19 protein-coding genes are annotated in these 24,162 nt (G+C 61.6%); 11 read left to right on the plus strand and 8 right to left on the minus strand.

Annotation, left to right across the window (positions count from 1 at the left end; all coding sequences use genetic code 11):
* The first annotated feature begins 782 nt into the window (after window positions 1-782).
* Both ACRCJM_RS10145 and ACRCJM_RS10150 read left to right on the plus strand, forming a co-directional pair.
* Window positions 783-1,331, plus strand: coding sequence for a Fur family transcriptional regulator (locus ACRCJM_RS10145; protein WP_431464839.1), 549 nt, complete (start codon window positions 783-785; stop codon window positions 1,329-1,331).
* 85 nt (window positions 1,332-1,416) lie between these two features.
* On the plus strand, window positions 1,417-2,919 hold the full coding sequence (locus ACRCJM_RS10150) for a catalase (RefSeq protein WP_431464805.1): 1,503 nt from the start codon (window positions 1,417-1,419) through the stop codon (window positions 2,917-2,919).
* A 136-nt stretch (window positions 2,920-3,055) separates the two neighbouring features.
* Here the strand turns inward: ACRCJM_RS10150 and ACRCJM_RS10155 are convergent, their stop codons facing one another.
* Both ACRCJM_RS10155 and ACRCJM_RS10160 read right to left on the minus strand, forming a co-directional pair.
* Window positions 3,056-5,512 carry an MMPL family transporter gene (locus ACRCJM_RS10155; RefSeq protein WP_431464806.1) on the minus strand — a complete coding sequence of 819 codons (2,457 nt, stop codon included), beginning with the start codon at window positions 5,510-5,512 and terminating at the stop codon, window positions 3,056-3,058.
* A 31-nt stretch (window positions 5,513-5,543) separates the two neighbouring features.
* Entirely contained in the window at window positions 5,544-6,851 is a 1,308-nt protein-coding gene (locus ACRCJM_RS10160) for an SseB family protein (protein ID WP_431464807.1), read from the minus strand.
* A gap of 244 nt (window positions 6,852-7,095) precedes the next feature.
* Between ACRCJM_RS10160 and ACRCJM_RS10165 the strand changes: the two genes are divergently transcribed.
* Together ACRCJM_RS10165 and rarD are read left to right on the plus strand one after the other, a co-directional pair.
* A complete protein-coding gene (locus ACRCJM_RS10165; RefSeq protein ID WP_431464808.1) occupies window positions 7,096-8,475 on the plus strand; it encodes a DUF6882 domain-containing protein in 1,380 nt (459 codons plus the stop codon).
* A 163-nt stretch (window positions 8,476-8,638) separates the two neighbouring features.
* Entirely contained in the window at window positions 8,639-9,601 is a 963-nt protein-coding gene (rarD, locus tag ACRCJM_RS10170) for an EamA family transporter RarD (protein ID WP_431464809.1), read from the plus strand.
* 81 nt (window positions 9,602-9,682) lie between these two features.
* Here the strand turns inward: rarD and ACRCJM_RS10175 are convergent, their stop codons facing one another.
* The 3 genes from ACRCJM_RS10175 to ACRCJM_RS10185 form a co-directional block, all read right to left on the minus strand.
* Entirely contained in the window at window positions 9,683-10,444 is a 762-nt protein-coding gene (locus ACRCJM_RS10175) for an amino acid ABC transporter ATP-binding protein (RefSeq protein ID WP_431464810.1), read from the minus strand.
* A 30-nt stretch (window positions 10,445-10,474) separates the two neighbouring features.
* Complete coding sequence (locus ACRCJM_RS10180; protein WP_431464811.1) at window positions 10,475-11,269, minus strand: amino acid ABC transporter permease; 795 nt, start codon at window positions 11,267-11,269, stop codon at window positions 10,475-10,477.
* A gap of 141 nt (window positions 11,270-11,410) precedes the next feature.
* Window positions 11,411-12,181, minus strand: a complete 771-nt coding sequence (locus ACRCJM_RS10185) for an ABC transporter substrate-binding protein (RefSeq protein ID WP_431464812.1) — start codon at window positions 12,179-12,181, stop codon at window positions 11,411-11,413.
* A 123-nt stretch (window positions 12,182-12,304) separates the two neighbouring features.
* On the opposite strand from ACRCJM_RS10185, the gene ACRCJM_RS10190 reads away from it, so the two are divergent.
* The 4 genes from ACRCJM_RS10190 to ACRCJM_RS10205 all read left to right on the plus strand — a co-directional run bounded on the left by ACRCJM_RS10190 (window position 12,305) and on the right by ACRCJM_RS10205 (window position 16,102).
* Window positions 12,305-13,039 carry a demethylmenaquinone methyltransferase gene (locus ACRCJM_RS10190; RefSeq protein WP_431464840.1) on the plus strand — a complete coding sequence of 245 codons (735 nt, stop codon included), beginning with the start codon at window positions 12,305-12,307 and terminating at the stop codon, window positions 13,037-13,039.
* 99 nt (window positions 13,040-13,138) lie between these two features.
* The gene (locus ACRCJM_RS10195; RefSeq protein ID WP_237204809.1) at window positions 13,139-14,179 is read left to right on the plus strand and encodes a polyprenyl synthetase family protein; all 1,041 of its coding nucleotides are present in this window, start codon (window positions 13,139-13,141) and stop codon (window positions 14,177-14,179) included.
* A gap of 140 nt (window positions 14,180-14,319) precedes the next feature.
* Window positions 14,320-15,936, plus strand: coding sequence for a sodium-dependent transporter (locus tag ACRCJM_RS10200; RefSeq protein ID WP_377129962.1), 1,617 nt, complete (start codon window positions 14,320-14,322; stop codon window positions 15,934-15,936).
* A 1-nt stretch (window position 15,937) separates the two neighbouring features.
* A complete protein-coding gene (locus tag ACRCJM_RS10205) occupies window positions 15,938-16,102 on the plus strand; it encodes a methionine/alanine import family NSS transporter small subunit (RefSeq protein WP_431464813.1) in 165 nt (54 codons plus the stop codon).
* Window positions 16,103-16,384: 282 nt separating this feature from the next.
* Here the strand turns inward: ACRCJM_RS10205 and menD are convergent, their stop codons facing one another.
* Both menD and ACRCJM_RS10215 read right to left on the minus strand, forming a co-directional pair.
* Window positions 16,385-18,112 carry a 2-succinyl-5-enolpyruvyl-6-hydroxy-3-cyclohexene-1-carboxylic-acid synthase gene (menD, locus tag ACRCJM_RS10210; protein ID WP_431464814.1) on the minus strand — a complete coding sequence of 576 codons (1,728 nt, stop codon included), beginning with the start codon at window positions 18,110-18,112 and terminating at the stop codon, window positions 16,385-16,387.
* A 9-nt stretch (window positions 18,113-18,121) separates the two neighbouring features.
* Window positions 18,122-19,201 (minus strand): o-succinylbenzoate synthase, encoded by a 1,080-nt coding sequence (locus tag ACRCJM_RS10215; protein ID WP_431464815.1) that lies wholly within the window; start codon window positions 19,199-19,201, stop codon window positions 18,122-18,124.
* A gap of 218 nt (window positions 19,202-19,419) precedes the next feature.
* Here ACRCJM_RS10215 and ACRCJM_RS10220 point away from each other — a divergent pair, with 218 nt between their 5' ends.
* Complete coding sequence (locus ACRCJM_RS10220; RefSeq protein WP_431464816.1) at window positions 19,420-20,862, plus strand: phosphatase PAP2 family protein; 1,443 nt, start codon at window positions 19,420-19,422, stop codon at window positions 20,860-20,862.
* Window positions 20,863-20,964: 102 nt separating this feature from the next.
* Here the strand turns inward: ACRCJM_RS10220 and ACRCJM_RS10225 are convergent, their stop codons facing one another.
* Window positions 20,965-21,879: an MBL fold metallo-hydrolase gene (locus ACRCJM_RS10225; RefSeq protein ID WP_431464817.1), complete on the minus strand. Its 915-nt coding sequence runs from the start codon at window positions 21,877-21,879 to the stop codon at window positions 20,965-20,967.
* Window positions 21,880-22,038: 159 nt separating this feature from the next.
* Between ACRCJM_RS10225 and gluQRS the strand changes: the two genes are divergently transcribed.
* Window positions 22,039-23,025 (plus strand): tRNA glutamyl-Q(34) synthetase GluQRS, encoded by a 987-nt coding sequence (gene gluQRS / locus ACRCJM_RS10230; RefSeq protein ID WP_431464818.1) that lies wholly within the window; start codon window positions 22,039-22,041, stop codon window positions 23,023-23,025.
* Window positions 23,026-23,033: 8 nt separating this feature from the next.
* A complete protein-coding gene (locus ACRCJM_RS10235; RefSeq protein ID WP_431464819.1) occupies window positions 23,034-23,972 on the plus strand; it encodes an EamA family transporter in 939 nt (312 codons plus the stop codon).
* Window positions 23,973-24,162 lie beyond the last annotated feature (190 nt).

Consider the following 24,162-nt stretch of genomic DNA (forward strand, 5'->3'; position numbering starts at 1 on the left):
GCGAGCCTCTCTACCCTCTGTTGAGTGACGGCGGCGCCCTTCCCTGGAGGCACCCCCGCTTGGCGGTGAGTGTGTAGCTTGTGCGCCACCACCCACGAACAGTGTTGGCACTTAGCGTTTCAGTGCCTGCGAAAGCATCTGAAAGTGTATTGGGTTGTGTATATTTGCCCGAGCACAGAACCCGCGAACGGCCCTGTGCGGTGGGGCTGCTTTGGCGTGTGGTGGGCAGAGCCGCTCGATAAGTTCCAGCAGCGGCGGCTCTGCACCTTAACACATCACAGTGTTGGCTCCCTGCCCGTTGGGCTGTTTTCCCCTAGTCCCAACGGAGGCGCCGTTGTGCTCGTCGAATCCCCACGATTGACGGGCACGTTTTATTCCCTTGTTCCCTGCCCTGCTTCCCATGGCAGTTTGGGGTGGTGCGCTACCAAGCCGATCATGAAAATCGGTAGACACACCCGACAGTTTTGCGCTGTCATAGATAAAGAGGCGGATAGACCTGTTTTATGACGCGAAAACGGGAAGTTTTTTAAAAAACTTTCCACCCACCCTCAAATATGGCCTTGACTAGGGAGTTTTCTCGGAAAAGTTTTTTAAAATTTATCACGATTCTCCGGTTTTGAAGGGCCCCAGCCCTCCTCACAGAGCAAAAGAGGGGAAGCAAGCATCCACTCCCCCAGGCGGGCCACCGTTCTACCTTCAGGTTTCCGTTTAGTCAGCCCTGACTCACAACCCAACCCCACCTTATTGTGAAAGACTCAGAATAAGGATATTATGGTGACATGATGTCAACAACGAGCAACCTCGGAGCAAGCGGGTGCAGCCACATCCCCGGCAGTACCAACACTCCCGCCAGTGCCCACCAAAAAGCCTGGTCAGCTCAGCTTCGATCTAAAGGTCGTCGCGTCACAAAACAGCGCCTATCTGTGCTTGCAGCTGTACACGAGAACCCGCACTCCACAGCAGACGCTGTTGTTACAGCCGTCCGCCAGGAGCTACCGGGAATCACCGTACAGTCGGTGTACGTCGTCCTCGCAGATCTCACCGACATCAACATGCTCCGCAAATTTGAACCACCGGGATCAGCAGGGCTCTACGAGACCCGCACCGGCGACAACCACCACCATGCCTACTGCATCCGCTGCGGCAGGGTCGAAGACGTGGATTGTGCCGTCGGGGCAGCCCCCTGCCTGACCCCCAGCGATTTTCACGGCATGGCTTTACTCAGCGCCGACGTACTCTACCGAGGTATCTGCGCAAACTGCCAAAACGCCGACGAAAAAGAAGTGGCCCTCGCCCAGCAGGCAGCTGCCCATCAGGCTCTGACCAGCTAGAGCAAAAGCCATCACCCTCTCCTGGCCCACTAGAACCGCCCCTAGAAGCCAGCAGAAAACAACCCCACACAGGAAAGTAGGAAAAATGAACAACCCGATTAAGCCCGGTTCATTTACCACCACCACCCAGGGTGCCCCCGTTGCCTCAGACAACGACTCCCTGACCGTAGGCAATGACGGCCCCATCGTCCTGCACGACACCTACACCGTCGAAAAGCTCGCCCAGTTCAACCGCGAGCGCGTTCCCGAGCGTGTCGTCCATGCTAAGGGTACCGGCGCCTTCGGCGTCTTTGAGACCACCGAGGACGTCTCCAAGTACACCCGCGCAGCCCTCTTCCAGCCCGGTGTTTCCACCGAGATGCTGATTCGTTTCTCCACCGTTGCCGGTGAACAGGGCTCACCCGACACCTGGCGCGACCCCCGCGGTTTTGCGGTCAAGTTCTACACCACCGAGGGCAACTACGACCTGGTAGGTAACAACACCCCCATCTTCTTCATCCGCGACGCCATCAAGTTCCCCGACTTCATTCACTCCCAGAAGCGTCTGCCCGGCAACGGCCTGCGCAACAACGACATGCAGTGGGACTTCTGGAGCCTGCGCACCGAATCAGCCCACCAGGTCACCTGGCTCATGGGCGACCGCGGTATTCCCGCTACCCTGCGCCACATGGACGGCTTCGGCTCACACACCTACCAGTGGATCAACGCTGAAGGTGAGCGTTTCTGGGTCAAGTACCACTTCAAGACCGACCAGGGCAACGACTTCCTGACCGGTGCCGACGCTGAGCGTATCGCTGGCGAGAACGCCGACTACCACCGTCAGGATCTCTACGAAGCTATCGAACGCGGCGAGTTCCCCTCATGGACTCTCTACGTTCAGGTCATGCCCTACGAGGACGCCAAGACCTACCGCTTCAACCCCTTCGACCTGACCAAGGTCTGGCCCCACGCCGACTACCCCCTGATCAAGGTGGGTAAGATGACCCTGAACAAGAACCCCGAGAACTTCTTCGCTCAGATCGAGCAGGCTACCTTCTCACCCTCTAACTTCGTTCCGGGTATTGCAGCTTCCCCCGACAAGATGCTGCTGGGCCGTATCTTCTCCTACCCCGATGCCCACCGCTACCGCGTTGGCACCAACTTCGCTGACCTGCCGGTCAACTACGCGAAGAACGCTGAAGTGAACAACTACAGCCAGGACGGCGCTATGCGCTACACCTTCAACAGCCCCGACACCCCCGTCTACGCCCCCAACACCTTCGGTGGCCCCCACGCTGACGCTGCCCGCGCCGGTGAGGGTTCTTGGGAAGCTGACGGCGCTCTGGTTCGCGCTGCTGCTACCCTGCACGCTGAGGACGACGACTTCGGCCAGGCTCGCACCCTCTACGCCGATGTCATGGATGATGCTGCTAAGGCTCGTCTGGTCGAGAACATCGCCGGCCACGTTGGTGCTGTTGTCTCTGACGAGATTCGTGAGCGTGCCTTCAAGTACTGGGATTCAGTCCACGAAGAGCTCGGTGCCCGCGTCCGTGAAGCCTACAAGCACAACAACGAGAAGAACGACGAGCCCACTCCCCAGACCACCTAAGGTCTGCGGTCGAGCCTAGCTTGTCGTGAAGAAGCCGCCCCCGGCGTCCTGATAGTCAAGGACGCCGGGGGCGGCTTTATTTGCTGCCGGCAGATGGAGCGAGGCCCCGGCGCTGTGCCGTATTAGGCAGCGCGCCTTATTCGGCGATGTGCTTGGGGGCGTCTTCTTCGTCGCGTTCCTTCTTCTCAAAGGGCCACCACCAGGCGGCTTCGCCCAGCAGGTACATGGTGGCCGGGATGAAGGTGGTGCGGATCAGGAAGGCGTCCATAGCAACGCCCAGGGCCAGGGCGAAGCCGATGGGGCGCACGGCGGTGAGGTGGGAGAAGATGAAGCCTGCGAAAACGGCGACCATGATGACGCCGCAGGCGGTCACAACGGCCCCGCCCTGCTTGTACCCCAGCACAACGGCGTCGCCTGCCGAGTGGCCCTGACGGTGGGCATCTCGCATGCCCGAGACGATGAAGATTTGGTAGTCCACCGAGAGGCCGAAGAGGATGCCGATCAGCAGGATGGGCAGGAAGGCCAGGATGGGGCCGGGCTGGGTGACGCCGAAGATGTCGGCGAGCCAGCCCCACTGGTAGACGGCGACGACGGCGCCGAAGGAGGCCAGGGTGGAGAGCAGGAAGCCGATGGTGGCCATGACCGGCACGATGATGGAGCGGAAGACAAAGGCCATGAGCACCAGGCAGAGGGCAATCACCACCCCGAGGTAGAGCGGGATAGAGCTTGAGATACGCTCTGAAATCTCGATGTTAGCCACGGTAGAGCCGGTCAGGCCGATAGTGGTTGCGGTGGCTTTTTCGGTGGCTTCGAGCTTGTCGTTCATGGAGTGAACGGTGGCGAGGGTGCTGTCTGCCGAGGGCCCTTCGGTGGGGAAGAAGGCCAGGATGGCGGTAGCGTTGTCGTCACTGGTAGCGACGATGGCGACGCTTTCAATTTTATTGTTTTTGAGGCGGTCGGCCACGTCGAGGGCTACGTCGCGCAGGCGGGCTTCGTCGCCGGGGACGGTGAGGGTCAGGCCCGCGATGATGGGGCCGTTGACGCCTTCACCGAACTTTTCGGAGATGGTCTGGTAGGCCTGGTAGGAGGTTGAGTCGGTGGCCTGGTAGGAACCGTCGGGTAAGCCCAGGCGGAGGGAGGTAGTGGGAATGATAGCCAGTACCAGCACGGCTACCGCTACGAAGGTCATGGCGAAGGGATGGCGGGTGACGAAGCCGCCCCAGCCCTTATAGGCCGCTTCGATTTCGGCGAAGGCTTCGCGGCGGTTGCGGGGTACCTGGATTTCCTGGGTGCGGGCCAGGTTGAGCTGGGTGAGTTCTTCTCGCTGGGCGCGGGTCAGCAGGCGGGTGCCCAGCAGGCTCAGGATGGCCGGTACCAGGGTCAGGGAGGAAGCCACGACCAGGGCTACGGCGAAGGCCCCGGCAAAGCCCATGATGGCCAGGAAGGGCAGGCCGGTGAGGCAGAGGGCTGAGAGGGCGATGATGTTGGTCATGCCGGCAAAGAGCACGGAGTGGCCCGCAGTCGAGTTGGCGGTGCCTACCGCATCGAGCACGTCGGCACCGTCGCGCAGTTCTTCGCGGAAGCGGTAGAGAATCAGCAGGGCATAATCGATGCCGACACCCAGGCCCAGCATGAGGGCGAGGACGGGGTCGGTTACGGTCATGCCGATAAAGGCGGTGCTGGTGTAGACCAGGGCAACGGCGGTACCGGCTCCAATCAGGGCAAGCACCAGGGGGAGACCCGCGGCGACGACCGCACCCAAGGTAATCAGCAGGACGATAAAGGCTACGACCAAGCCAATAATTTCTGAGATACCGAAGACGTCGCTGACATCCTGGTCGAGTTCGTAGCTGTAGTTGACAGTCAGGCCGGTGTCTTTGAGCGTATTAAAGGTGCTAAAGACCTCTTCCCGCACTGAGGTAGGCAGGGAGTTGCTGTCTTGGTTGAAGGCAATATTGACGATGGCTGCGGTGCCGTCTTCGCTGACCATGTTGGTGTCAGCTGCCGCGTCAAGCTCGCGCTGGGCTGCATCGACCTTATCCTGGTTTGACCGCAGGGTGGTGCGGGCTTCGACCAGGGTAGCTTCCTGGGCCGCCAGATCGGGGGCAAGAGCGGCGATTTCTTCCTGGCTGAGCCCCTGGGGTAGGGCGGCTTTCGCAGCGTCCAGCTGGGTCTGGCCTTCATCGATCTGGGTTTTGGCCTGTTCCAGCTGGGCTTTAGCGTCCTCCAGCTGGACGGAGGCCTGGCTCACCGTATCCGCCGCTACGAATGGGTCGAGGGATCCGGCGACTTCGGGTAGCTCATCAATGGTGGTGACAGCCTGGGCGATAGCCTGCTTCTGGGTGTCGGTAAATCCCCCGTCTGCCTCAAGCACTACATAGCCGCTGGAAATACCGTTTTCGGGTATCTTGGCCTGCAAGTCTTCCCGAACCGCCTCAAAGGACGCCCCCGGCATGGTGTAACTGGCTGTCGCACCTCGTGCTAGGGTCAGCGCCCCTACCCCAGCTAGGGTCAATAGCACCAGCCACAGCACAAGGGTGGTACGGGCATGACGAGCCGCAGTAAGGCCGAGCGTGCGCAGGGCACCGGTCATGGGGGAACTCCTGAGTAAGAGGCGGGGGGGGTTACTGTGATTCTACTACTGAGATGAGCTGGCGTACCTGTTCCATGGGTAGGGTGGCGTGGGGCGCCAGGGCGTTGATGCGTACAGCGCTACTATCACCTGTGGCAAAGAGTTTGAGGGCCTCAAGGGCCGGGGCGCTACGAACCACCAGGGTTGGGTCTAGAGCTGCCACCTCGGCAGCCGTTGTGAAGACCAGGGCCACATTTTCTTCGCTCTCGTCATCCTTCTTGAGAATAACGGGACGACCTGCCGGGTCGTCTGCCCGAACACCCAGAAGTAGCACCGAGGCTGGTGCAGTAAGGGACATGAGCAAATCATGCATGTTTTCCTCAATGAGGGCACGCTGGGCAGGCATGTTGTGCGGGGATCCAAGAACCCACTGGATTTGAGCCTTTTCGATGAAGCACTCGTGGTCGCTACCGGGGTCAAGGACCAACACGTCAATGCTCTGGTCATGCGCCACCTGTAAGAAGACTTTCATGGCATGCTCTACCACCAAACGAGGGTTGGGCTGGTTCTGGGCCTGAGCCGAGTAGGTCTGAGCCGGTTCGGTTGCCGTGTAGGCCGTCAAGGCCCGCATACCGTTGGCTAGGCGAAGCACCTGGTAGTTAAGCTGGGGGGTGCCCTCGGGTGTGACGGTACTCTGCGTGATATCCATCAGGAGGTTGCCCCCCAGGGCGGTACGGACGACATTCGCCAGGGACTGCTCGCTTCTGGCGGCTGCGAAGCCCGCCAGCGCCTCGGTGAGGTAGCGGTTCACGGGGCCTACCGGCAGAGCACCTTCCTCGCCTGCCTCAATAAAGCCTGTGCCCCGGCGTCCTGCCAGGCGTACAGCTGCCCAGTCCGGTACATGCTCGGGATCACGGGGGAAAAGTTCAAAGTGGGCGCGAATGTCGCGGGCACTCAGGCGCCCTTCGCCCTTCCAGTCCACCGGCTCGTGGGCCCGGTCATAGGACGCCCCAATCTGGTACTGGGGCTCAGGCCAGTTAGTTGCAGTAATCACCACAGATGCGGTGAACCAGGTCCCCTCCCCCTCGACAAAAGAGGCGTGCTGTAGCTGCTCAATAGCCGGTAGCACCGGGCTACCGGGTTTAATGGGGCCCACGGTGCCCACGTAGTCCTGCTCATCTCGAGATTCAGTCACACGCACAAAGACCGTCTCAGACAGGGGTTTGATATCAAGCACCAGTTCGTTCCAGCCGGGTTCAACCTTGACTGTGCCCAGCATCCAGCTGCCGATAGCGTTGAGGGCGTCTTGCACCAGAGCGGGGCGTTCAATCTCTAGGTAACGGGGCGAAGAGGGCGACATACTATATCCTGTAGGTTTGGGCGAAGCGAAACCCTGTAGGGCCCTGTCCGAAGAAGGGCCGAGGGTGCGAGTTATCTACCCTATTAAACCAAGAAACTACCCATCTCAGAGAAGAGCACACCCACCTTCTCACGGAGTGATTCTCCACCTAGTTTCAGGGAAGGGCCTGAATATGTCAGAAATTCAAGCTCTTACCGCGGCAAAAAGGTGCGGGAGCACGGCAAGAGTTGCTAGCCTTGACCGTATGACTACTACACTGCAGGATCTGATTGACGATTCAATCTTTATCTCCACCGAGTACCAGGCCCGCCTTGCTGAAATCAGCGGCGGCGCAGAATGGACGGTGGACTTCTCTGCACCGTCATTCACCCTCCAGTCTGATGCTTCCGTAAGCCTCACCCCCTACCTGCTGGGCACCGAATCTGAGAACCGCGGTTCCTGGATTTGGTCGTGGCAGGAGCTCGGTCACTTCCCCGACCGCGTCGTTTCGGCAGCAATCCAGGCGCGTGAAGGCGGAGCGAAGCACAGCATCTCTGAGCTCACCACCGACGAGCTCCCCCTCGATTCCGGGCTAGCCCGCAAGCTGACACTAGCGTCCAAGGCCCTCAGCGGCATCTACGCCCACTACCCCGTTACAGCCGGGGCAGGCGTCCGCGCCTGGATTCTGCTCGATGGCAGCCAGCTTGAACTTGAGGCTCCCACCGTTAACCGCATGGGCCAGGTCATGGCGCAGGCTCTGCAGACCGGTACCGCCGTCAACCACCTGCGGGCGGTCGATTCCTACGCCAAGCTGCGCGGTGCCCACATTGCCTGGGACACCGAAGCCACCGCGGTCATTACCGCTTCGGACGGCGCCCTGCGCCTCTGGTTCGACAACGGCAAGATTTCGGGTATTGAAGCTGCGGAGCCCCAGGTTGGTGCCGACGAGCTGGCCCGTCTGGCTCAGGCTGCCCGTGACCTGCGCGAGCAGCTGGCTGCTGAGCGTCAGGGCATTGAAGCTCTTGCAGCCCAGGAGGCCGCAAGCCAGGTCGCAGCCCGCGACGAGGCAGCCCGCCTGGCCGCTGAAGAAGCTGCCCGTGAGGACGAAGCTCGTGCCGAGGCTGCCCGCGCAGCTGAAGCTGAGGCTCTAGCTGCTGAACAGGCTGCCCTTGAAGCCCGCCAGGCTGACATTGCCGCCGCCGAAGAACGTGCCGCTGCAGAAGCCGCTGAGGCTGAGCGCCTCGAGAAGGAAAACGCCGAGCAGGCAGCTCGCGAAGAAGAGGTCGAAGGTACCACCACTACCGACCGCGTCTACCCCAACGCCGAGCAGCCCTACGACCGCGAACCTGCCGAAGATGCGCGCCCCGGCCGCGTCACCACCAGCGCTATCGCCGATGAGGATATCGTGCGCGATGAGCCCCCCCAGGCGGAAGAGCCCCAGGCCGGTTCCCTTGCTGCTGAGCAGGTTCTCGAAGAGGCTGAACAGGCTGCTAGCGACTACGAACTGGTTGACGAGCCTGCCCGTCCCGCCTCAGAGATCCGTGTGGCCGGTCAGGCTCCCGATTTGGAGGCTGAACGAGCAGAAGCTGCCACCAAGCCCAAGGAAGAAAAGAAGGGCTTCTTCAGCCGTTTCTTCGGCCTCTAAGCCCTTTCTCAAGCGAGCATCAGTGGCTACCCGGCACACCCCGGGTAGCCACTTTTGTCTCTGGCGGTAAGATAAGGAGGCCAGCCCCACTACGGGCATATGGCCGCAAGAGGCCTGGGCGCTAGCATACACTATGAGGGAATCAAGGAAGACAGCAGTGAACATGGCTAAAAACGAGCAGGTAGCTGGCGGCTTCTATGCCTTTTTCTGCTATCTCTTCTGGGGGCTCTTCCCCCTCTACTTCCTACTCGCTGCCCCTGCCGCTCCCCTGGAAATTGTGGCAGGCCGGGTGCTCTTTTCACTTCTCTTCTGTCTTGTTCTGTTACCTTTTACTCGGCAGGTCAAATCTCTCGTGACCGTCCTGGGCAACCTAGGCCAGGTGGGTCTGCTGTTGGTCGCCAGCCTGCTCATCTTTGGTAACTGGTTGCTCTATGTTATTGCCACCACCAGTAACAACGTCATGGAAGCCTCCCTGGGTTACTACATCAACCCCATCGTCTCTGTAGCCCTGGGCGTAGTTTTTCTGGGCGAGCGCCTGCGCCCCCTTCAGTGGGCTGGTATCGGGATAGCGGTGCTGGCTGTGCTGGTCATGATGGTCTTCTACGGTTCAGTGCCCTGGCTAGGGTTAGGGCTGGCTTTTACCTTTGGTTTCTATGGCCTAGTGAAAAAACGGGTCGGGGCGGTGCCTGCGCTGGTATCGCTCACTCTGGAGACCCTTCTGCTCACCCCGCTGGCAGCTGTGCTCATGTGGTACTTTGCCCGCAGTGGCCAGCTCACCCTGCTGGCGGAGGGGCCGGCCCATTTCTGGATTCTGGCTGCCAGCGGCGTCATCACTGCTGTTCCCTTGCTCCTCTTTGCCGGTGCTGCTGCCCGTATCCCCCTGTCTGTCCTGGGGATGGTGCAGTATGTAGGCCCCACCCTGCAGTTCTTGCTGGCCCTCTTCGTCACCCAGGAGCACCTCTCAGCGGGGCGTTGGGCCGGTTTTGTGCTGATTTGGGTCGCTGCGGCTTTCTTTATCACCGATTCCCTGATGGCCCAGCGCAGGGCACGTGCCCAGCAGCCGTCCGCCCAGCTGATCTCCCCCGATACCAATACCGGTATGCTGCCCCAGGTTAAGGCTAACTAGGCCAGCTCCTACCAGAACAGCAACCCAGGCCCGCATGTAAGGGGCCTGGGCTGCTGTATATCCACTCGGATTTGAGGAAAGCTACTGGGCGGTGGGGTTAAGGACGCGCGAGAGGAAGAGCTGGGTGCGTTTGTGTTGGGGGTTGCCAATCACCTCATCTGATGAGCCTTCCTCAACGACGACGCCGCCGTCCATAAAGACCACGCGGTCAGCTACATCGTGTGCAAAAGCCATCTCGTGGGTTACCACAATCATGGTCATACCCTCGGCGGCGAGCTGGCGCATGATGGAAAGCACGTCGCCCACGGTCTCAGGGTCAAGAGCACTGGTGGGCTCGTCAAAGAGCATGAGGGCAGGGTTCATGGAGAGGGCACGGGCAATGGCTACGCGCTGCTGCTGGCCGCCGGAGAGCTGGTCGGGGTGACGCTCAGCCTTATCAGCCAGGCCTACCTTCTCAAGGTTAGCCAGGGCAATCTGCTTGGCCTCAGCCTTAGAGCGCTTGAGAACCTTGACCTGGGCAACGGTACAATTTTCCAGCACGGTCAGGTGGGGGAAGAGGTTGAACTGCTGGAAGACCATGCCCACGGAGCGGCGCATGGCATCGATATCAACATCGGGGTCGGTGACCGAATGGCCGGCCACCTCGATGCTGCCCGAGTTCGGGGTTTCCAGCAGGTTGACGCAGCGCAGCAGGGTAGACTTGCCCGAGCCGGAGGGGCCGATGAGGCAGACAACTTCGCCGGGGGCTACCGACATGTCGATGCCCTTGAGAACTTTTACCTCTCCGTAGGACTTATGCAGGTTAGTGATGGTGACGGACGCGGGTGCGGTCTGGATGGTCATGGCTGGTTCTTCCTGGGGTAGGTGGATGCTTTACTTGCGGGAGCGGGCCTTGGCGCGCTTTTCGAAGCGGCGGGCGAGGAAGCCCAGCGGGACGGTGATGATGAGGTAGCAGGCACCGGCAAGAACCAGCGGGGTCAGGCCCGCTCCGGAGCCCGAGATTCCTTCACGGCCGAACTTGGTCAGTTCGTACTGAGCCACCGACATACCGAGTAGGTAGACCAGGGAGGAGTCCTTGGTGAGCAGGATAATCTCGTTGGTGAGCGGGGGCAGGACGATGCGGAATGCCTGGGGGATGATGACGGTGACCATGGCGCGGGTGTGGCTCATGCCCAGGGAGCGGGCTGCCTCGTACTGCCCCTTGGGCACAGCTTCCAGACCTGCGCGCAGCACCTCACCGATGTAGGCCGCTGAGACCATACCCAGGGCCAGCATGACGGTGACGTAGTTGTTCAGGCGCAGACCAAAGGCCAGGGGAATACCGTAGCCAAAGGCAATGAAGACCAGCAGCGCGGGCAGGCCGCGGAAGAGCTCAATGTAGAGCGAGGCTAGCCACCGGTAGGGGGCAACTGATGAGATCTTCATCAGGGCCAGCAGGATACCGCCAGCCAGACCCACGACAAAGCCCAGAGCCGTATAAATCAGGGTGTTCTTGAGGGCAACCGTGATGATGCTGGGAAACTGCTGGGCGATAATCTCGGGATTAAAGGCCTTATCACGCAGGGTTCCCCAGTCAGCGACAAGGATAACGGCAAGTGCGATGATGGCCAGCAGGGCGTACTGGGCGTAGCGGGCGTAGGTTTGTTTCTGCCGGGTCGACAGGGCCATGGGTGGTTTTCCTTTGCTTGTGCCGGTTGCCCGGGCATAGGTCTTCGAGAACTAGATGAACGGGGAAGGGGGTAGGCTGCGCCTGCGCTAGCCTACCCCCGTTGGTGAGCTTGGGTTTATGCTACTACCCGTTGTCCGTGATTACTGGGATACGCCCAGGTATTTTTCGCGCAGATCTGCCAGGCGGCCGTCCTCTTCCATCTTCTGGAGGGTGGCGTTGGCTGCATCCAGCAGGGCGGTGTTCTCGGTGGCTACGGCACCGGCAATCTGCTCGCCGGTCTCAATTTCCTGCACAACGGAGAGGGAGGAATCTGAGGTCAGCATTTCAGAAAGGACGGTGATGTTGCCAACGATGGCATCGACCTGGCCGGTCTGCACTGCCTGCAGGAGCAGGCCGTTGTCTTCGTACTGGACGGTGTTAGCACCGGCATCCTGGGCGTACTTTTCACCGCTGGTAGCCTGCTGCACACCGATGTTGCGGCCGGAGAGGTCAGCGTCGCTCTTGATGTCGGAGCCAGCGGGAACCAGGATCGCCAGGTTGTCGTCGACGTAGGAGTCGGTGAAGTTCATGACGGTCTTGCGCTCATCGGTGATGGTGATGCCAGACAGGGCAATGTCGCACTGCTTGGAGGAAAGCGCTACACCGGACTGGATACCCTCGAAGCTGGTGGTGAACATGTCGGCTTCGACACCCAGGTCTGAGGCGATAGCTGCTGCGATATCGGCATCCAGGCCAACAATCTTGCCGTTTTCTTCGTATTCGAAAGGAGCGTAGGGAGGGTTGGTGCAGACGGTCAGTTTGCCCTCTGAAATCAGGGAAACGCCTGACTCGGTGGTGGTGCCGGTGCTAGATGAGCCACAGGCGGTGAGCATCAGGGCGGCTGCGGCGAGAGCGAAGGGAGCCTTCTTCATGGTGTACCTCGTATCTAAAACTGTGTAGGTGCGATGTGCTTTGAGGTTTATTCTGCACGCCTATGCGTAAAAATGCAAACCTATGCATGAATATTCATTATGAATTTTTTACACACGCCCAAGATGAGCTTTAGGCACAAACATGACAAAATAGGCAGGGTGAACCGAGCAGACCTTAACAAAAAGACCACCGACATCTCATCCATGTTCGATCAGGTAGCCGAACGCTACGACCTGATGAACGGCATCATGTCGCTGGGCCAACACATCTACTGGCGTAAGCAGACCGTTGCTGCGGTCGACGCCCACCCCGGCCAGAAGGTCCTTGACGTCGCCGCAGGAACCGGCACCTCGTCCGAACCCTTCGCCGACGCCGGTGTTAAGGTCATCGCCGCCGACCTCTCCGAGGGCATGCTGGCCGTAGGGCGCCGCCGCCGCCCCGACATCGAGTTCGTACAAGCGGACGTCACCGCCCTCCCCTTTGCCGACGAAGAGTTTGACGCCGTCACCATGAGCTACGGCCTGCGCAACGTCGCCGACTACCCCCAGGCCCTGCGCGAACTCTACCGCGTAACCAAGCCCGGCGGACGCATCGTCATCAACGAGTTCTCCACCCCCACCTTCGCGCCCTTCCGCGCGATCTACCGCAACTACATCATGAAGCTGATTCCGCCGGTTGCGCGCAAGGTCTCATCTAACCCCGAAAGCTACGAGTACCTGGCCGAATCCATCCTGGCCTGGCCCGCCCAGGACGAGCTGGCCCGCCACTTCACCGAAGCAGGCTGGCAGAACGTTCAGTATAAGAACCTGACCGGCGGCATTGTAGCCCTGCACCGCGCTTATAAGCCCGCGCAGTAAACCCGGTAGACTTACACCAGCAGCTTGCCGCGGCTCTGGACCGCAGCCACCCACCGAAGAAATGTGAAAGACACCGTGACTGAACCCACCAGCTCCCCTATGAGCGTTGAAGCGCTCATGCCCGAAGCTGACTTCAACCTGCCCAAGGGGTTTGAACTCATTGCGCAGGACGCTGAACTCGGCCCCAAGATTCTTGAGGCCCTTTCTGAGGTTGAGCAGCGCCTAGAACGCGCGGTTGCCCAGACCAATCACCTGGCAGACGTGGCCTCCCGCCACCTGCTTTCTGCCGGTGGCAAGCGGGTACGCCCCCTGCTTACCCTACTGGCAGCAGAGGCCGGTGGCGGCATCAACGACCGGGTCATCGACGCAGCTGTTGTCGTTGAGCTGACCCACCTGGCTACCCTCTACCACGACGACGTCATGGACGATGCCCCCAAGCGTCGCGGTGTAGATACCGCCCAGAACATCTGGGGCAACTCGGTCGCTATTCTGACCGGCGACCTCATCTTCTCCCGTGCCTCCCTGATTGTTTCCGAACTGGGTGGCCGCGCTCTAGCTGTTCAGGCCCAGACCTTTGAACGCCTGGTACTGGGTCAGCTCTTTGAGACCACCGGCCCCGAGAAAAACGAAGACATTCTCAGCCACTACATTAAGGTCATCGAGGGCAAGACCGGCTCCCTCATTGCAGCAGCAGGTTCCTACGGCACTATCCTGTCGGACTCCCCCGAGGCAACCGTGCAGATGCTGGCCCGCTACGGCGAATTGGTAGGCGTAGCCTTCCAGCTGGCCGACGACGTCATCGACGTCACCAGCTCGGGGGCGGCGTCCGGCAAGACCCCCGGCACCGACCTGCGCGAGGGCGTCCCCACCCTGCCCACCATCCTGCTCGACCGGGCTGCCGCAACCGGCGACCTTGAAGCCCAGCACGTCCAGCAGCTGATTCAGGGCGATCTCACCAGCGACGAGGCTCTAGCCGAAGCCGTTACAGCGCTCTCAGCCCACCCGGTCACCGCAGAAGCCTGGGAGATTGCCTACCAGTGGGCTGATGACGCTATCGCAGCCATCGAGCCCCTACCCGACTCAGTCGTCAAAGAAGCGCTCAAATCTTTCGCTCACGCCGTCGTCCACCGCGACGCCTAGAGCTAATCCCGGCGGGAAACCGCCGGGATTTTTTTGCCCAATTTTCCATCCACTATTTGAGATTTATTTATCACTTGCTAGTCTGAACCCACATACTACAAAAGATTCATTCACACGTTAGCCTGCGGAGGACTACTCACATGAGTTCAAACCCCACCTCAGCGCCCAAGAAACGAGAAGGCTTCTCAAGCCGCAAGGTCTTCATCTTTGCAGCTATCGGTTCAGCCGTTGGTCTCGGTAACATCTGGCGCTTCCCCTACGTCGCCTACGATAACGGCGGCGGCGCCTTCATGATCCCCTACCTGGTCGCCCTGCTCACCGCGGGTCTGCCCTTCCTCTTCTTTGACTACGTCATCGGTCACCGCGCCCGCGCATCCTCTCCCCTGGCCTTCCGCCGCCTGAACCGCAAGACCGAGTTCATCGGCTGGTGGCACATGGGCATTAACTTCATCATCGCTATCTACTACGCAGCGATTCTTGCCTGGGCTGCCCGCTACTTCATCTACTCCTTCACCCACGCCTGGGGTGACGATCCGCAGACCTTCTTCTTCGCGGACGTCCTGCAGCTAGCTGACCCCGTAGCCCTCACCTTCGACTTCGTCCCCGGCATCCTCTACCCCCTGATCGGCATCTGGGTGCTTCTGGCCCTCATCATGTCCCTGGGCGTGCAGAAGGGTGTAGGCCTGGCTAACGTCTTCTTCATCCCCGTGCTGGTCATCATGTTCCTGGTCATGGTCGGCTACTCCCTGACCCTGGACGGCGCAATGACCGGCCTCGATGCCCTCTTCACCCCCGACTGGGCCGCTCTGACCGAGCCCGGTGTCTGGGTTGCAGCCTACGGCCAGATCTTCTTCTCCCTGTCCATCGGCTTCGGCATCATGATTACCTACGCCTCCTACCTGAAGAACAAGACCAACCTGACCGGCTCCGGCGCGGTTGTGGGCTTCGCTAACTCCTCCTTCGAGCTGCTGGCCGGTATCGGCGTCTTCGCAGCCCTGGGCTTCATGGCAACCGCCGCTGGCACCCAGGTCTCCGAGGTAGCAACCTCAGGTATTGGCCTGGCCTTCATCGCCTTCCCCACCATCATCTCCCAGGCCCCCGGCGGCACCCTGATCGGTGTGCTCTTCTTCGGCTCCCTGCTCTTTGCAGGCTTCACCTCCATGATCTCCATCGTCGAGGTTATCGTTGCCGGTGTTGAAGACAAGTTCAACCTGGGCCGTGTGCGCTCCACCCTGCTGGTCATCGCCCCCATCGCGGTAATCTCAACCCTGCTCATGGCCACCACCTCCGGCCTCTACGTCCTGGATATCCTGGATAACTTCGTCAACCAGTTCGGCATCCTCGCCGCAGGCCTGGTCTCCATCTTCGTAGTTGCCTACCTGCTACGCGCCCTGCCGATCTTCCGCGACCACCTCAACGAGCGTTCGTCCTGGAAGATGGGCAAGCTCTGGATGATCCTGCTGGCAGGCGTCACCCCCCTTATCCTGGGCTACTCCCTGATCAACACCTTCATCGGCCTGATCAACGAACCCTACGAGGGCTACCCCGACCAGATGCTCAACATCTTCGGCTGGGGCATGGTCATCGCCCTGCTGGTCGTAGCCATCATCATCTCCATGCTGCCCTGGTCTAAGACCTCCCGCGCAGCGCTGACTCCCCCGGCTCCCCCGATTGCCGGCGGCAAGGTCGTCCACGGCCACGTAGACGCCACTGCCCAGTCGGCAGCCCAGTCAGCCACCGAAAAGGAAGGTGCCTAGCATGAGCTCCATCGCCATCGTTATGCTGATTGTCTCCATCGCCCTCATCTGGGGCGGCCTGGGCCTGGCCCTGGTTCACCTCTCCCGCAACCCCGACGATTCGGGTAGCGAGGTAGAGACCGACGAGACCGCAGTTCCCTGGGCCTCCGAAACCGCCCAGAAGTAACCGGCTCTCCGCAGAGAAAAGCCCCTCCACACGCGGGTGTGGAGGGGCTTTTTAGAGCTCTCGATGCTGCTTATGAAGGAAAGGTAGGCTCGCGCTGGATGGAGCCCAGCAGATTCCGAGCGCGCGAGGAAATAAATCTGCGGGCGGAATAGGCGTAAGCCTGACCCTCACGCCCCGCCTGACGGCGGATTTCGTTCGCTCTTGTGTGCTCGCGCGCTCGCACTCGCTCACTTCATCGAGCCAGCAGCTTCGCTGCGAGCCTACCTTTCCTTGTCTAAGACCCTACGGCCGCACCACCCTGACGCTGATCCCGTTCTCGCCCCAGGCTGCTGCGAGTTCTTCGAGCTGGGCGGTGTGCGGGGTGGTGAAGAAGCGGCGGACGGCCGGGGCGAATTTCTCGTGCTGGGCTAGTTGGCCGTGTTCCAGGGTTGAGAAGATTCCGCCGCCCCGGTCGTCGTAGACCAGCACATCGAGGTTGGGTTTGCGTTCGAGGGGGCCGATGTTGAGGGAGCCGGTGTCGTGCAGGAAGGTGAGGTCTCCGACGAGCACGCGTACCGGGCGGTTGAGGGCCAGGGAGATTCCGGACGCGGTGGCGATGGTGCCGTCGATACCGGCTAGTCCGCGGTTGGCAAAGACCAGGGGTGAGGCTGCCAGGGAGGGGGCGATGAGGTCAAGGTCGCGGATGAGGTTGGATGAGCCCACCATCAGCACTGCGTCATCTTCTAGGCAGCTCCACCAGGTGGCTTCTGCCAGGGCGTAGCCTGCGGTGCGGTCGGCTGAGCTTGCGCCGGGTTGGTCGTTCAGGGTGTAGGTGCCTGCCCGGTAGTTGGCGACCTGCTGGTTCAGTTCCCGGGCTAGTTCCTGCCCGGCTTCGCTCCAGCTGGTCGTCCATTTGTGGCCGTCCTCGGTGGTAGCTCCCCGACCTGTGCCTGCGAAGTTGGCCAGTTCAGCCAGGGTTGCAATCTCCCGCAGGTCAAGGGCCCCGGGCTCATACCAGGGGGCAGGTGAGGGGGCGTAGAGAGCGCGTTCTACCGCGGAGTTAGCCAGTAGGGTGGCAACCGGCCGGGAGAGGGTGGGGTGACCGAAGATAACGGCCCGCTCAACCTGCTGCCCCAGGTGCCCTGCCAACACCTGTCGGTAGGCGGGCACGGCCAGGGGTGAGAAGCGGGCGTTCGATGAGGGTTCGGCAAGCAGGGGCAGTCCCTGCTGCTGGGCAAAGGCCTGGGCGATAGGCCCTGCTTCGTCACCGGCTACCACGACGGTACGGCGGGTGGTACCGGCGCCGTCCGTCCGCCCAGCCCCATTGCCAGTTCCTGCGCGTAGCCAGCTAGCTGCGCTGGGGTCAGCCGGGGGTAGTGGGGTGGCAGGTGCCGGTGGGTTTTCGGCCAGCGAGCGCGCCCACCGTTCTAGGATCTGCTGGTCTAGAGGGTTGGGGGTAAGCGGGGTGTCAAGGGCCAGGTTGATCTGGACGGGGCCCCGCGGGGTGCTTGAGGGAACGTCCCAGTTATCTGCTGAACGCCCGGTCAGTGCAGCGAGCGCCGCGTTGAGTTGGGCGCTCTGGGAGTCTGCGGGGTCGGCCGCGTAGTTTTCTAGGGTGCAGGACGCCCGGGTGTGGGCCGACGCTATATTGCGCTGGTCGGTGGTTTGGTTGGCCCCGGTGCCCTGGAGCCGGGCAGGGCGGTCGGCTGAGAGCAGGGCCAGGGGGACGCCAGCGTGGTAGGCCTCCATGAGGGCCGGGAGGCATTCGCCCACAGCGGTACCGCTGGTGGTGACCATGCCGACCGGATGGCCGCTGGCTTTGGCCAGCCCCAAGGCGGTGAAGGCGGCACTGCGCTCGTCGATACGCACGTGGGCCTCTAGTACCCCGGCCTGGTCCAGGGCTGCTAGGGCGTAGGCCAGGGGGGCGGAGCGTGAGCCCGGAGCGATGAGAACATGCCGCATTCCTGCCCGCACCAGGGTGTCGAGCACAGAAATTGCGGTCATAAAGGAGGTTGAGGGTGCATCAGTCACCCCACCAGTTTACTCGCTGTCCTCTTCGAGACTCGGCCAGGTTCTGCCGCTGCCCGGCTGCCATTGCTCAAGCAGGCGGTAGCAGGCTTCGATTCGACGGTGCCACCAGGCGGTGCGTTCGGGGCTGGCAGCTACCTCTTTTAGCAGCCGGAGCTCGGGAGTGACATTCCGCAGGGGCAGCTCCCCGTCCCGGGCCACAAGGGGGTGGGCGGTAACGTCCTTGGCCATCAGTGAGACCGTGCCCAGGCCGCACCCGTAGGGCAGCTGCGGCAGGGCAGCAGCCAGCGCTGCCCCGGTGCGGATGCCGACCGAACTTTCAAGGGCAGATGAAACAACCGCAGGCAGACCCGCCTGCTCTACGATGTGCAGGGCCCGCCTTACCCCGCCCAAGGGGGCAGCCTTAATAATGAGCACATCGGCAGCGCCCAGGCGGGCAACACGCAGCGGGTCATCAGCCTTACGGACGGCCTCATCGGCGGCAATCAGCAGGGGGTTACCGTGTGCCCGCAGCTGATCGCGAACCCGCGCCAGCCCCTCAATACCCGGGACCGGCTGCTCAGCGTAGAGCAGGTCGTAGTCAGCTAACTCATTGAGAGCGCGGACGGCCTGGGCCTCAGTCCAGCCGCCGTTCGCATCGATCTTCAGGCGGGCTCCCGGGCAGGCGTCGCGCACCGCGGCTACCCGGGCTAGATCTTGGGTTAGAGATTCTTCAAAAGGCAGCCCAGCTTCAGCCACCTTGATTTTGACTTCCCGCACCTGCCCCTCGTAGCGGCCCAGCACCGCCTCAACTTCGTCAGCAGCCACCGCCGGAACCGTAGCGTTAAGGGGAATACTGGTGCGCAGCGGCTGCGGGTAGGGCAGCCAGGCCGCCTCGATGGCGCAGGCCAGCCAAGCGGACGCCTCTGCCGGCTCGTACTCGGTAAAAGCAGCAAATTCCCCCCAGCCAGCCGGGCCTTGAATCAGGGCGGTTTCGCGCAGGGTGACACCGCGGAACTTCACCCGCATGGGCAGGGCTACGACGCGGGTAGCGGCCAGGATTTCTTCGAGCGGGGGCAGGGCAAAGCCCAGGGGCAGGGAGCTAGCTGTCATACCTTCTAATCTACTCTTTCGCCGTTTCTGCGGGGCTGTGTGCAGGTGCTCGCGCAACATTAGGGGTTCTCTCAGGAAAGTCCCATGTGAGTTTGTCACAATAGCAGTGCAGGCTGAGCCTGTCAGCTCCTAGCAGGGTCTAGGGCTGAAATAGCAGGCAGGGCTTGGTAGGCTCGTTGAGGTGTCTACACGCGGCAGAAAGGTCTTTGGGGATAACTGTGAGTTTTGAGAAGCGCGATTCTAACGCTGTTTCTGGCACACCCGACGATGCCACCGAGGTGCTAACGCCCCAGGCCTACGACGACCGCACGGTCGCTCTGCCGGTGAGCCCCGGTGACGACGCCACCGAGGTGCTTCCCGCTTCACGGGCACGGGCTACTTTTACAGATGATGACGCCACCGTGGTACTCCCTGGCGCGCCTTCTGCTCCCCAGGGCGAGGCCATCAAAGCTAAGCTCCAGGCCGGTACCGCCAGTGGCCTGGCGGCAGCTAAAACCGGTTTTGCCGCCGCGCAAGCAGCGGCCCAGGAGGCAGCGCACCGGGTCAAAAAGGAACGTGCCGCACGCGCAGCGAGCAAGGCCCGCGCCCAGGCGGCAGCCCCGCGTCCGGACGCCGTCAGCGCCCACCGGGCGCCGCAGGCTAGCTACAGGGCCCCTGCCACTGCTCCACAAGGACGCCCCCGCCCCGGCCACCCGGCGCAGGGCTACGGCCAGGCGCCCTACAGCAGCCAGGCTCACTCAGGGGAATACTCCCCCTCGGGCCGGCTGCATATGCTCACTCCCTCGCATATTCGGCAGACTCGCCCCTCGCTCTGGACGCTGATCCAGCACTTCTTTGCGGCAGGAACCCTCTTCTGCCTTCTGGTGGCAGCCTTTGTTTTCTTTATTACAACGCCAACCGGCCAGGAGCTCGACGAGATTTCCTTCCAGGAGTTCTCCTACCAGTTCATGACCTACACCGAGCAGACCTCTACCCTGCTCGACTTCATCCCCACCGCCGCCGGTATTACCGCGGCTATCGGCATTCTCTTTGTGCTGCTGTGGAAGCACCGCTTTGTGCCAGCCCTGGTCGGTGTGGCCATTGCCGCCGGTGCTAACCTCACCACCCAGCTGCTGAAGAACTACATCATCATCAAGCCCAACCTGGGTATTCAGGAGGCCCTGGGTAACTCGGCGCCGTCCGGCCACACGACTTTCGCAGCCGCTGCGGGCCTGGCCCTCTTCCTGGCCTCCCCCAAGCGCTTCCGCCCCACCGTGGCCCTGATTAGCATGGTCTTTACGGTAGCGGCAGGCTATTCCACCGTGGTCAATGGTTGGCACCGCCCAGCCGATGTGGTCACAGCTATTCTGGTCACCGGTCTCTGGGGTGTTCTGGGGCTCGTGATTCTGCGTTTCATGCGCTCAGAAGAGCTTGATATGAGCGATACCCAGCGGTCGGGGTTGATTCTGGTTCCCCTGCTTTCTATCTCAGGGTTCTTCTCGGGTTTCTGCGCTCTGGCCCTCTACTGGGTCACCTACACCAACCCGATTCCCGGCTCTGCCTTTATGGCAGCGATCTGCCTAATTGGGGCGGTAGCGGCCCTGACCACAAGCACCCAGGTCGCCCTGCTACGCCCCCAGAACAAGAAGCGCAGCGCCTACCGAAAAGTTTGGGCTTACTAATACAGACTGGATTCACTTTAAAGACAAGAGCTACCCGGCATTTAGCTGGGTAGCTCTTTCTTTCTATCGCCTAAGCTTCTGAGCAAAATGTGCGAGGGACTTCTAGCCCTGCCCCAGGGTAATGGGGCCGGTGAGGCCGGAGGCGGCGTCCCCCTCGAAGGTGACGGTCGAGAGCCCCTGCCCCTCAGCCTCACGGGCTTCAAGCTTCATTAGGCGGTCAAGCAGAATACGGGTGGACCCGCCCGAATAGGGCAGCTGGTACATGGAGGCTGTGGTGGCCCCCTTGACCTTCTTCAGGGCAGAGTCAGCAATTTTCTGCACGGCATCTTCCATGGTGTCGGCCATGCGCTCGATAAAGGTGCTCTCTACCGGGGTGCCGTGACCGGGAACGAAGATACGGTAGCGGTCTAGCCCTGCCAGGGTGCGCAGGGTGCTGACCCACAGTTCGGGGTAGGAGTCGTCGAAGGCGGGGTCTGAGCCCTGCTCGATAATATCGCCGGCAAACAGGACGTCGTCTACGCCTACGAGAACGTCCCCGTCAGTATGGGCCAGGCCCAGGTACATGAGGGTCACGGCCCGCTGGCCTAGCTCTACGCGGGTAAAGGCCGGGCGGGTGCCGTCACCGGGCAGGAACCGGGTGGGCACTACAAGCTCGGTGTTGGGGCCAGCCTGGTGGGCCATCTCGGGTTCTAGCACCTCAACGTAAAGACGCTGGCGGTCGCCGTAGCTTTCGATAGCGCGGGCTGCGCGGGGGTGGGCCCAGATGTCGGTGACCCCGTCGGCGGCGAACACGGCATTGCCCATAAAGCGGTCGAAGTGCGCGTGGGTGTTGACCGCGACCAGGGGCAGGTCGGTGACCCGGCGGACCGCTCTTAGAATCTCAGCGCCCTGACGGGGCCCGGCGCCGGTATCAATCACCATAGCCTTCTCTGCGCCCACGATCAGGCCGGAGTTAAGACGGTAGTTATCCGTTGAGATCTGATAGATACCATCGGCAATTTCAAGAGTTCTAGCCATACTCTCTAAGGTACTGGACTCAGGCAGGTGAGCAACCTGTTTAAACCCCACTTGCGGGGTTATTTCTTGCCACACTGCACTTTTTGACAGCTCTCTGCCTACTCAGCGCAACCTTCTGTCATATTGCAGAAGCCTGTGAGCTACTAGACTAGAGGAGTGATGTCTTCTACTTCCGCCCCCGTTTCGCCCCCGTCCGCTCCCCTGCCTTGCGGCCGCTATGCGCCTTCCCCCTCCGGTGATCTGCACCTGGGCAACCTGCGCACCGCCCTACTGGCCTGGCTGATGGCTCGCTCAGCCGGGGGCCGTTTCGTGATGCGGGTAGAAGATTTAGACCGGGTCAAGAAGGGGGCCGCCGAGCGCCAGCTAGCTGACCTTGCCGCCTTGGGCATCGACTGGGACGGGCCGGTGCTCTACCAGTCCACCCGCCTAGCTGCCTACACGGACGCCCTTACCCGTCTGTGCGAGGCCGGGCTAGTTTACGAGTGCTACTGCACCCGCAAAGAAATTCAGGAGGCCTCCAGTGCCCCGCACGGCGCCCCCGGTGCCTACCCCGGCACCTGCCGCAACCTCACCGAGGCAGAAAGGGCTGAGCGCAGGCAGCTGAGGCCGGCGTCCTTGCGCCTCAAAGCCCAGGTGAGCAAATGGACTGTCACCGACCGTTTCGCCGGGGAATACACCGACGCTGTCGACGATTTTGTGCTGGTGCGGGCCGACGGGGTCTACGCCTACAACCTGGTGTGCGTGGTTGATGACGACTACCAGGGGGTCACCGAGGTGGTGCGCGGCGATGATCTGCTGCCCTCTGCTCCCCGCCAGGCCTATCTTGCTCACCTATTGGGGTTGCAGGTGCCCACCTACGCCCATGTCCCCCTGGCCCTCAACACCGAGGGCAAGCGCCTGGCTAAACGGGACGGGGCCGTGACCCTCGCCGAGCTCACCGCCGCCGGGGTCAGCACCGACCACATCATGCGCATGATTGCTGCTTCTATTCCGCTGCCCCCGCTCACCGGGGCGAGCGCTGGCAAAAGCGGCCCCCACCTGCCCGAAACCGCCGCTGAGATGCTCTCTGTCTTCAGCCCAGACCGTATCAAGCAGGCCCCCTGGACGGTGGTAGACCCGCTGCTTGAAAGCACCTGCGGGCTTTAGGAGGCGCTGTGAACCTCGCTGACCGCATACCGGCCGAACGCCGGGGCACCGCTGCCCTGCTTCTGATCCTCACTGGCTCCCTGGGTATTCAGATTTCAGCTGCGATTGTCTCGGTGCTCTTTGCCAGCGTTGGCCCCACCCAGGTCGCCGCCCTGCGTGCCCTGATTGCCGCTGTGGTTCTGTGGGCGCTGGTGCGCCCTAACCCCCTTGCCCTGCGGGGGCGGGACCTTCCTCAGGTGCTGGTCTACGGGCTGGTGCTGACCCTGATGAGCGTCTGCTTCTACAACGCGGTGCACCATATTCCTTTGGGTGTAGCGGTGACCTTTGAATATCTGGGTGCCTTTGTGGTGGCCCTGCTCGGTGTGCGGCGTCTGCGCGACGGACTCATCGCCTTTTTCGCTCTGGCCGGGGTCGTGATGATTGCCGGGCCTACCCTCGCGGGGGACGCCCACCCTATCGGCTTTATCTGGGCCCTCGGGTCAGCCGCCTCAATGGCCGGCTACACCATCTTCTCGGCCCGCATGGGTTCAGCGTCCGCCGCGACCAGCGGCCTGCGCGGCACCACCATGTCGTTGGCTTTTTCGGCGCTCATCCAGCTTCCCCTGTCAGTGCCCGCTATGGCGGGGCTGGACGCGGACGCCTGGTTCAAGCTGGCGCTCTCCGCCATCGTGGGCGTAGCCCTGGCCTATTCTGCCGATAACATCGCCGGGCAGCTGACCAGCGCCGCCGTCATCGGGGTGCTCTTCTCCATCGACCCCGTGGTAGGGGCTATCGTGGGTACCTTCATGCTGGGTGAGGTGCTCTCGGCCTGGTCTTACCTGGGCATTGTGCTCATCGCCGCCTCCGGCGCCTACATCGTCTGGCGCACCAACAGGTCAGCCATCGCGGTAACGCTGCATACATCGGCCCTACCCGTGATAGATCCACGCTCGCAGAAGCACTCTTAAGAAAAGCTCACCGTTTTTATACGAAGATTCTAAATAGCTTCAGGCGGCGAGATAGTGTCACCCAGACCCTCAGGGTGTAAGCTAACGCACAGACCAAAACGTGTGCCTCAGCAAATACCTCAAGTAATCTAAACAAGATACTTTAGAGAAACTGCATATAAGGGAAGGTGCGCCGACGCACCCACCCCAG

It is taken from the genome of Rothia sp. L_38 (assembly GCF_050689125.1).
GTDB lineage: Bacteria > Actinomycetota > Actinomycetes > Actinomycetales > Micrococcaceae > Rothia.

Excerpts from the sequence above, each read along its gene's own strand:
- ACRCJM_RS10145 (WP_431464839.1), top strand. The coding sequence starts at position 783 with ATGTCAACAACGAGCAACCTCGGAGCAAGCGGGTGCAGCCACATCCCC.
- ACRCJM_RS10150 (WP_431464805.1), top strand. The coding sequence starts at position 1,417 with ATGAACAACCCGATTAAGCCCGGTTCATTTACCACCACCACCCAGGGT.
- ACRCJM_RS10155 (WP_431464806.1), bottom strand. The coding sequence starts at position 5,512 with ATGACCGGTGCCCTGCGCACGCTCGGCCTTACTGCGGCTCGTCATGCC.
- ACRCJM_RS10160 (WP_431464807.1), bottom strand. The coding sequence starts at position 6,851 with ATGTCGCCCTCTTCGCCCCGTTACCTAGAGATTGAACGCCCCGCTCTG.
- ACRCJM_RS10165 (WP_431464808.1), top strand. The coding sequence starts at position 7,096 with ATGACTACTACACTGCAGGATCTGATTGACGATTCAATCTTTATCTCC.
- rarD (WP_431464809.1), top strand. The coding sequence starts at position 8,639 with ATGGCTAAAAACGAGCAGGTAGCTGGCGGCTTCTATGCCTTTTTCTGC.
- ACRCJM_RS10175 (WP_431464810.1), bottom strand. The coding sequence starts at position 10,444 with ATGACCATCCAGACCGCACCCGCGTCCGTCACCATCACTAACCTGCAT.
- ACRCJM_RS10180 (WP_431464811.1), bottom strand. The coding sequence starts at position 11,269 with ATGGCCCTGTCGACCCGGCAGAAACAAACCTACGCCCGCTACGCCCAG.
- ACRCJM_RS10185 (WP_431464812.1), bottom strand. The coding sequence starts at position 12,181 with ATGAAGAAGGCTCCCTTCGCTCTCGCCGCAGCCGCCCTGATGCTCACC.
- ACRCJM_RS10190 (WP_431464840.1), top strand. The coding sequence starts at position 12,305 with ATGAGCTTTAGGCACAAACATGACAAAATAGGCAGGGTGAACCGAGCA.
- ACRCJM_RS10195 (WP_237204809.1), top strand. The coding sequence starts at position 13,139 with ATGAGCGTTGAAGCGCTCATGCCCGAAGCTGACTTCAACCTGCCCAAG.
- ACRCJM_RS10200 (WP_377129962.1), top strand. The coding sequence starts at position 14,320 with ATGAGTTCAAACCCCACCTCAGCGCCCAAGAAACGAGAAGGCTTCTCA.
- ACRCJM_RS10205 (WP_431464813.1), top strand. The coding sequence starts at position 15,938 with ATGAGCTCCATCGCCATCGTTATGCTGATTGTCTCCATCGCCCTCATC.
- ACRCJM_RS10215 (WP_431464815.1), bottom strand. The coding sequence starts at position 19,201 with ATGACAGCTAGCTCCCTGCCCCTGGGCTTTGCCCTGCCCCCGCTCGAA.
- ACRCJM_RS10225 (WP_431464817.1), bottom strand. The coding sequence starts at position 21,879 with ATGGCTAGAACTCTTGAAATTGCCGATGGTATCTATCAGATCTCAACG.
- gluQRS (WP_431464818.1), top strand. The coding sequence starts at position 22,039 with ATGTCTTCTACTTCCGCCCCCGTTTCGCCCCCGTCCGCTCCCCTGCCT.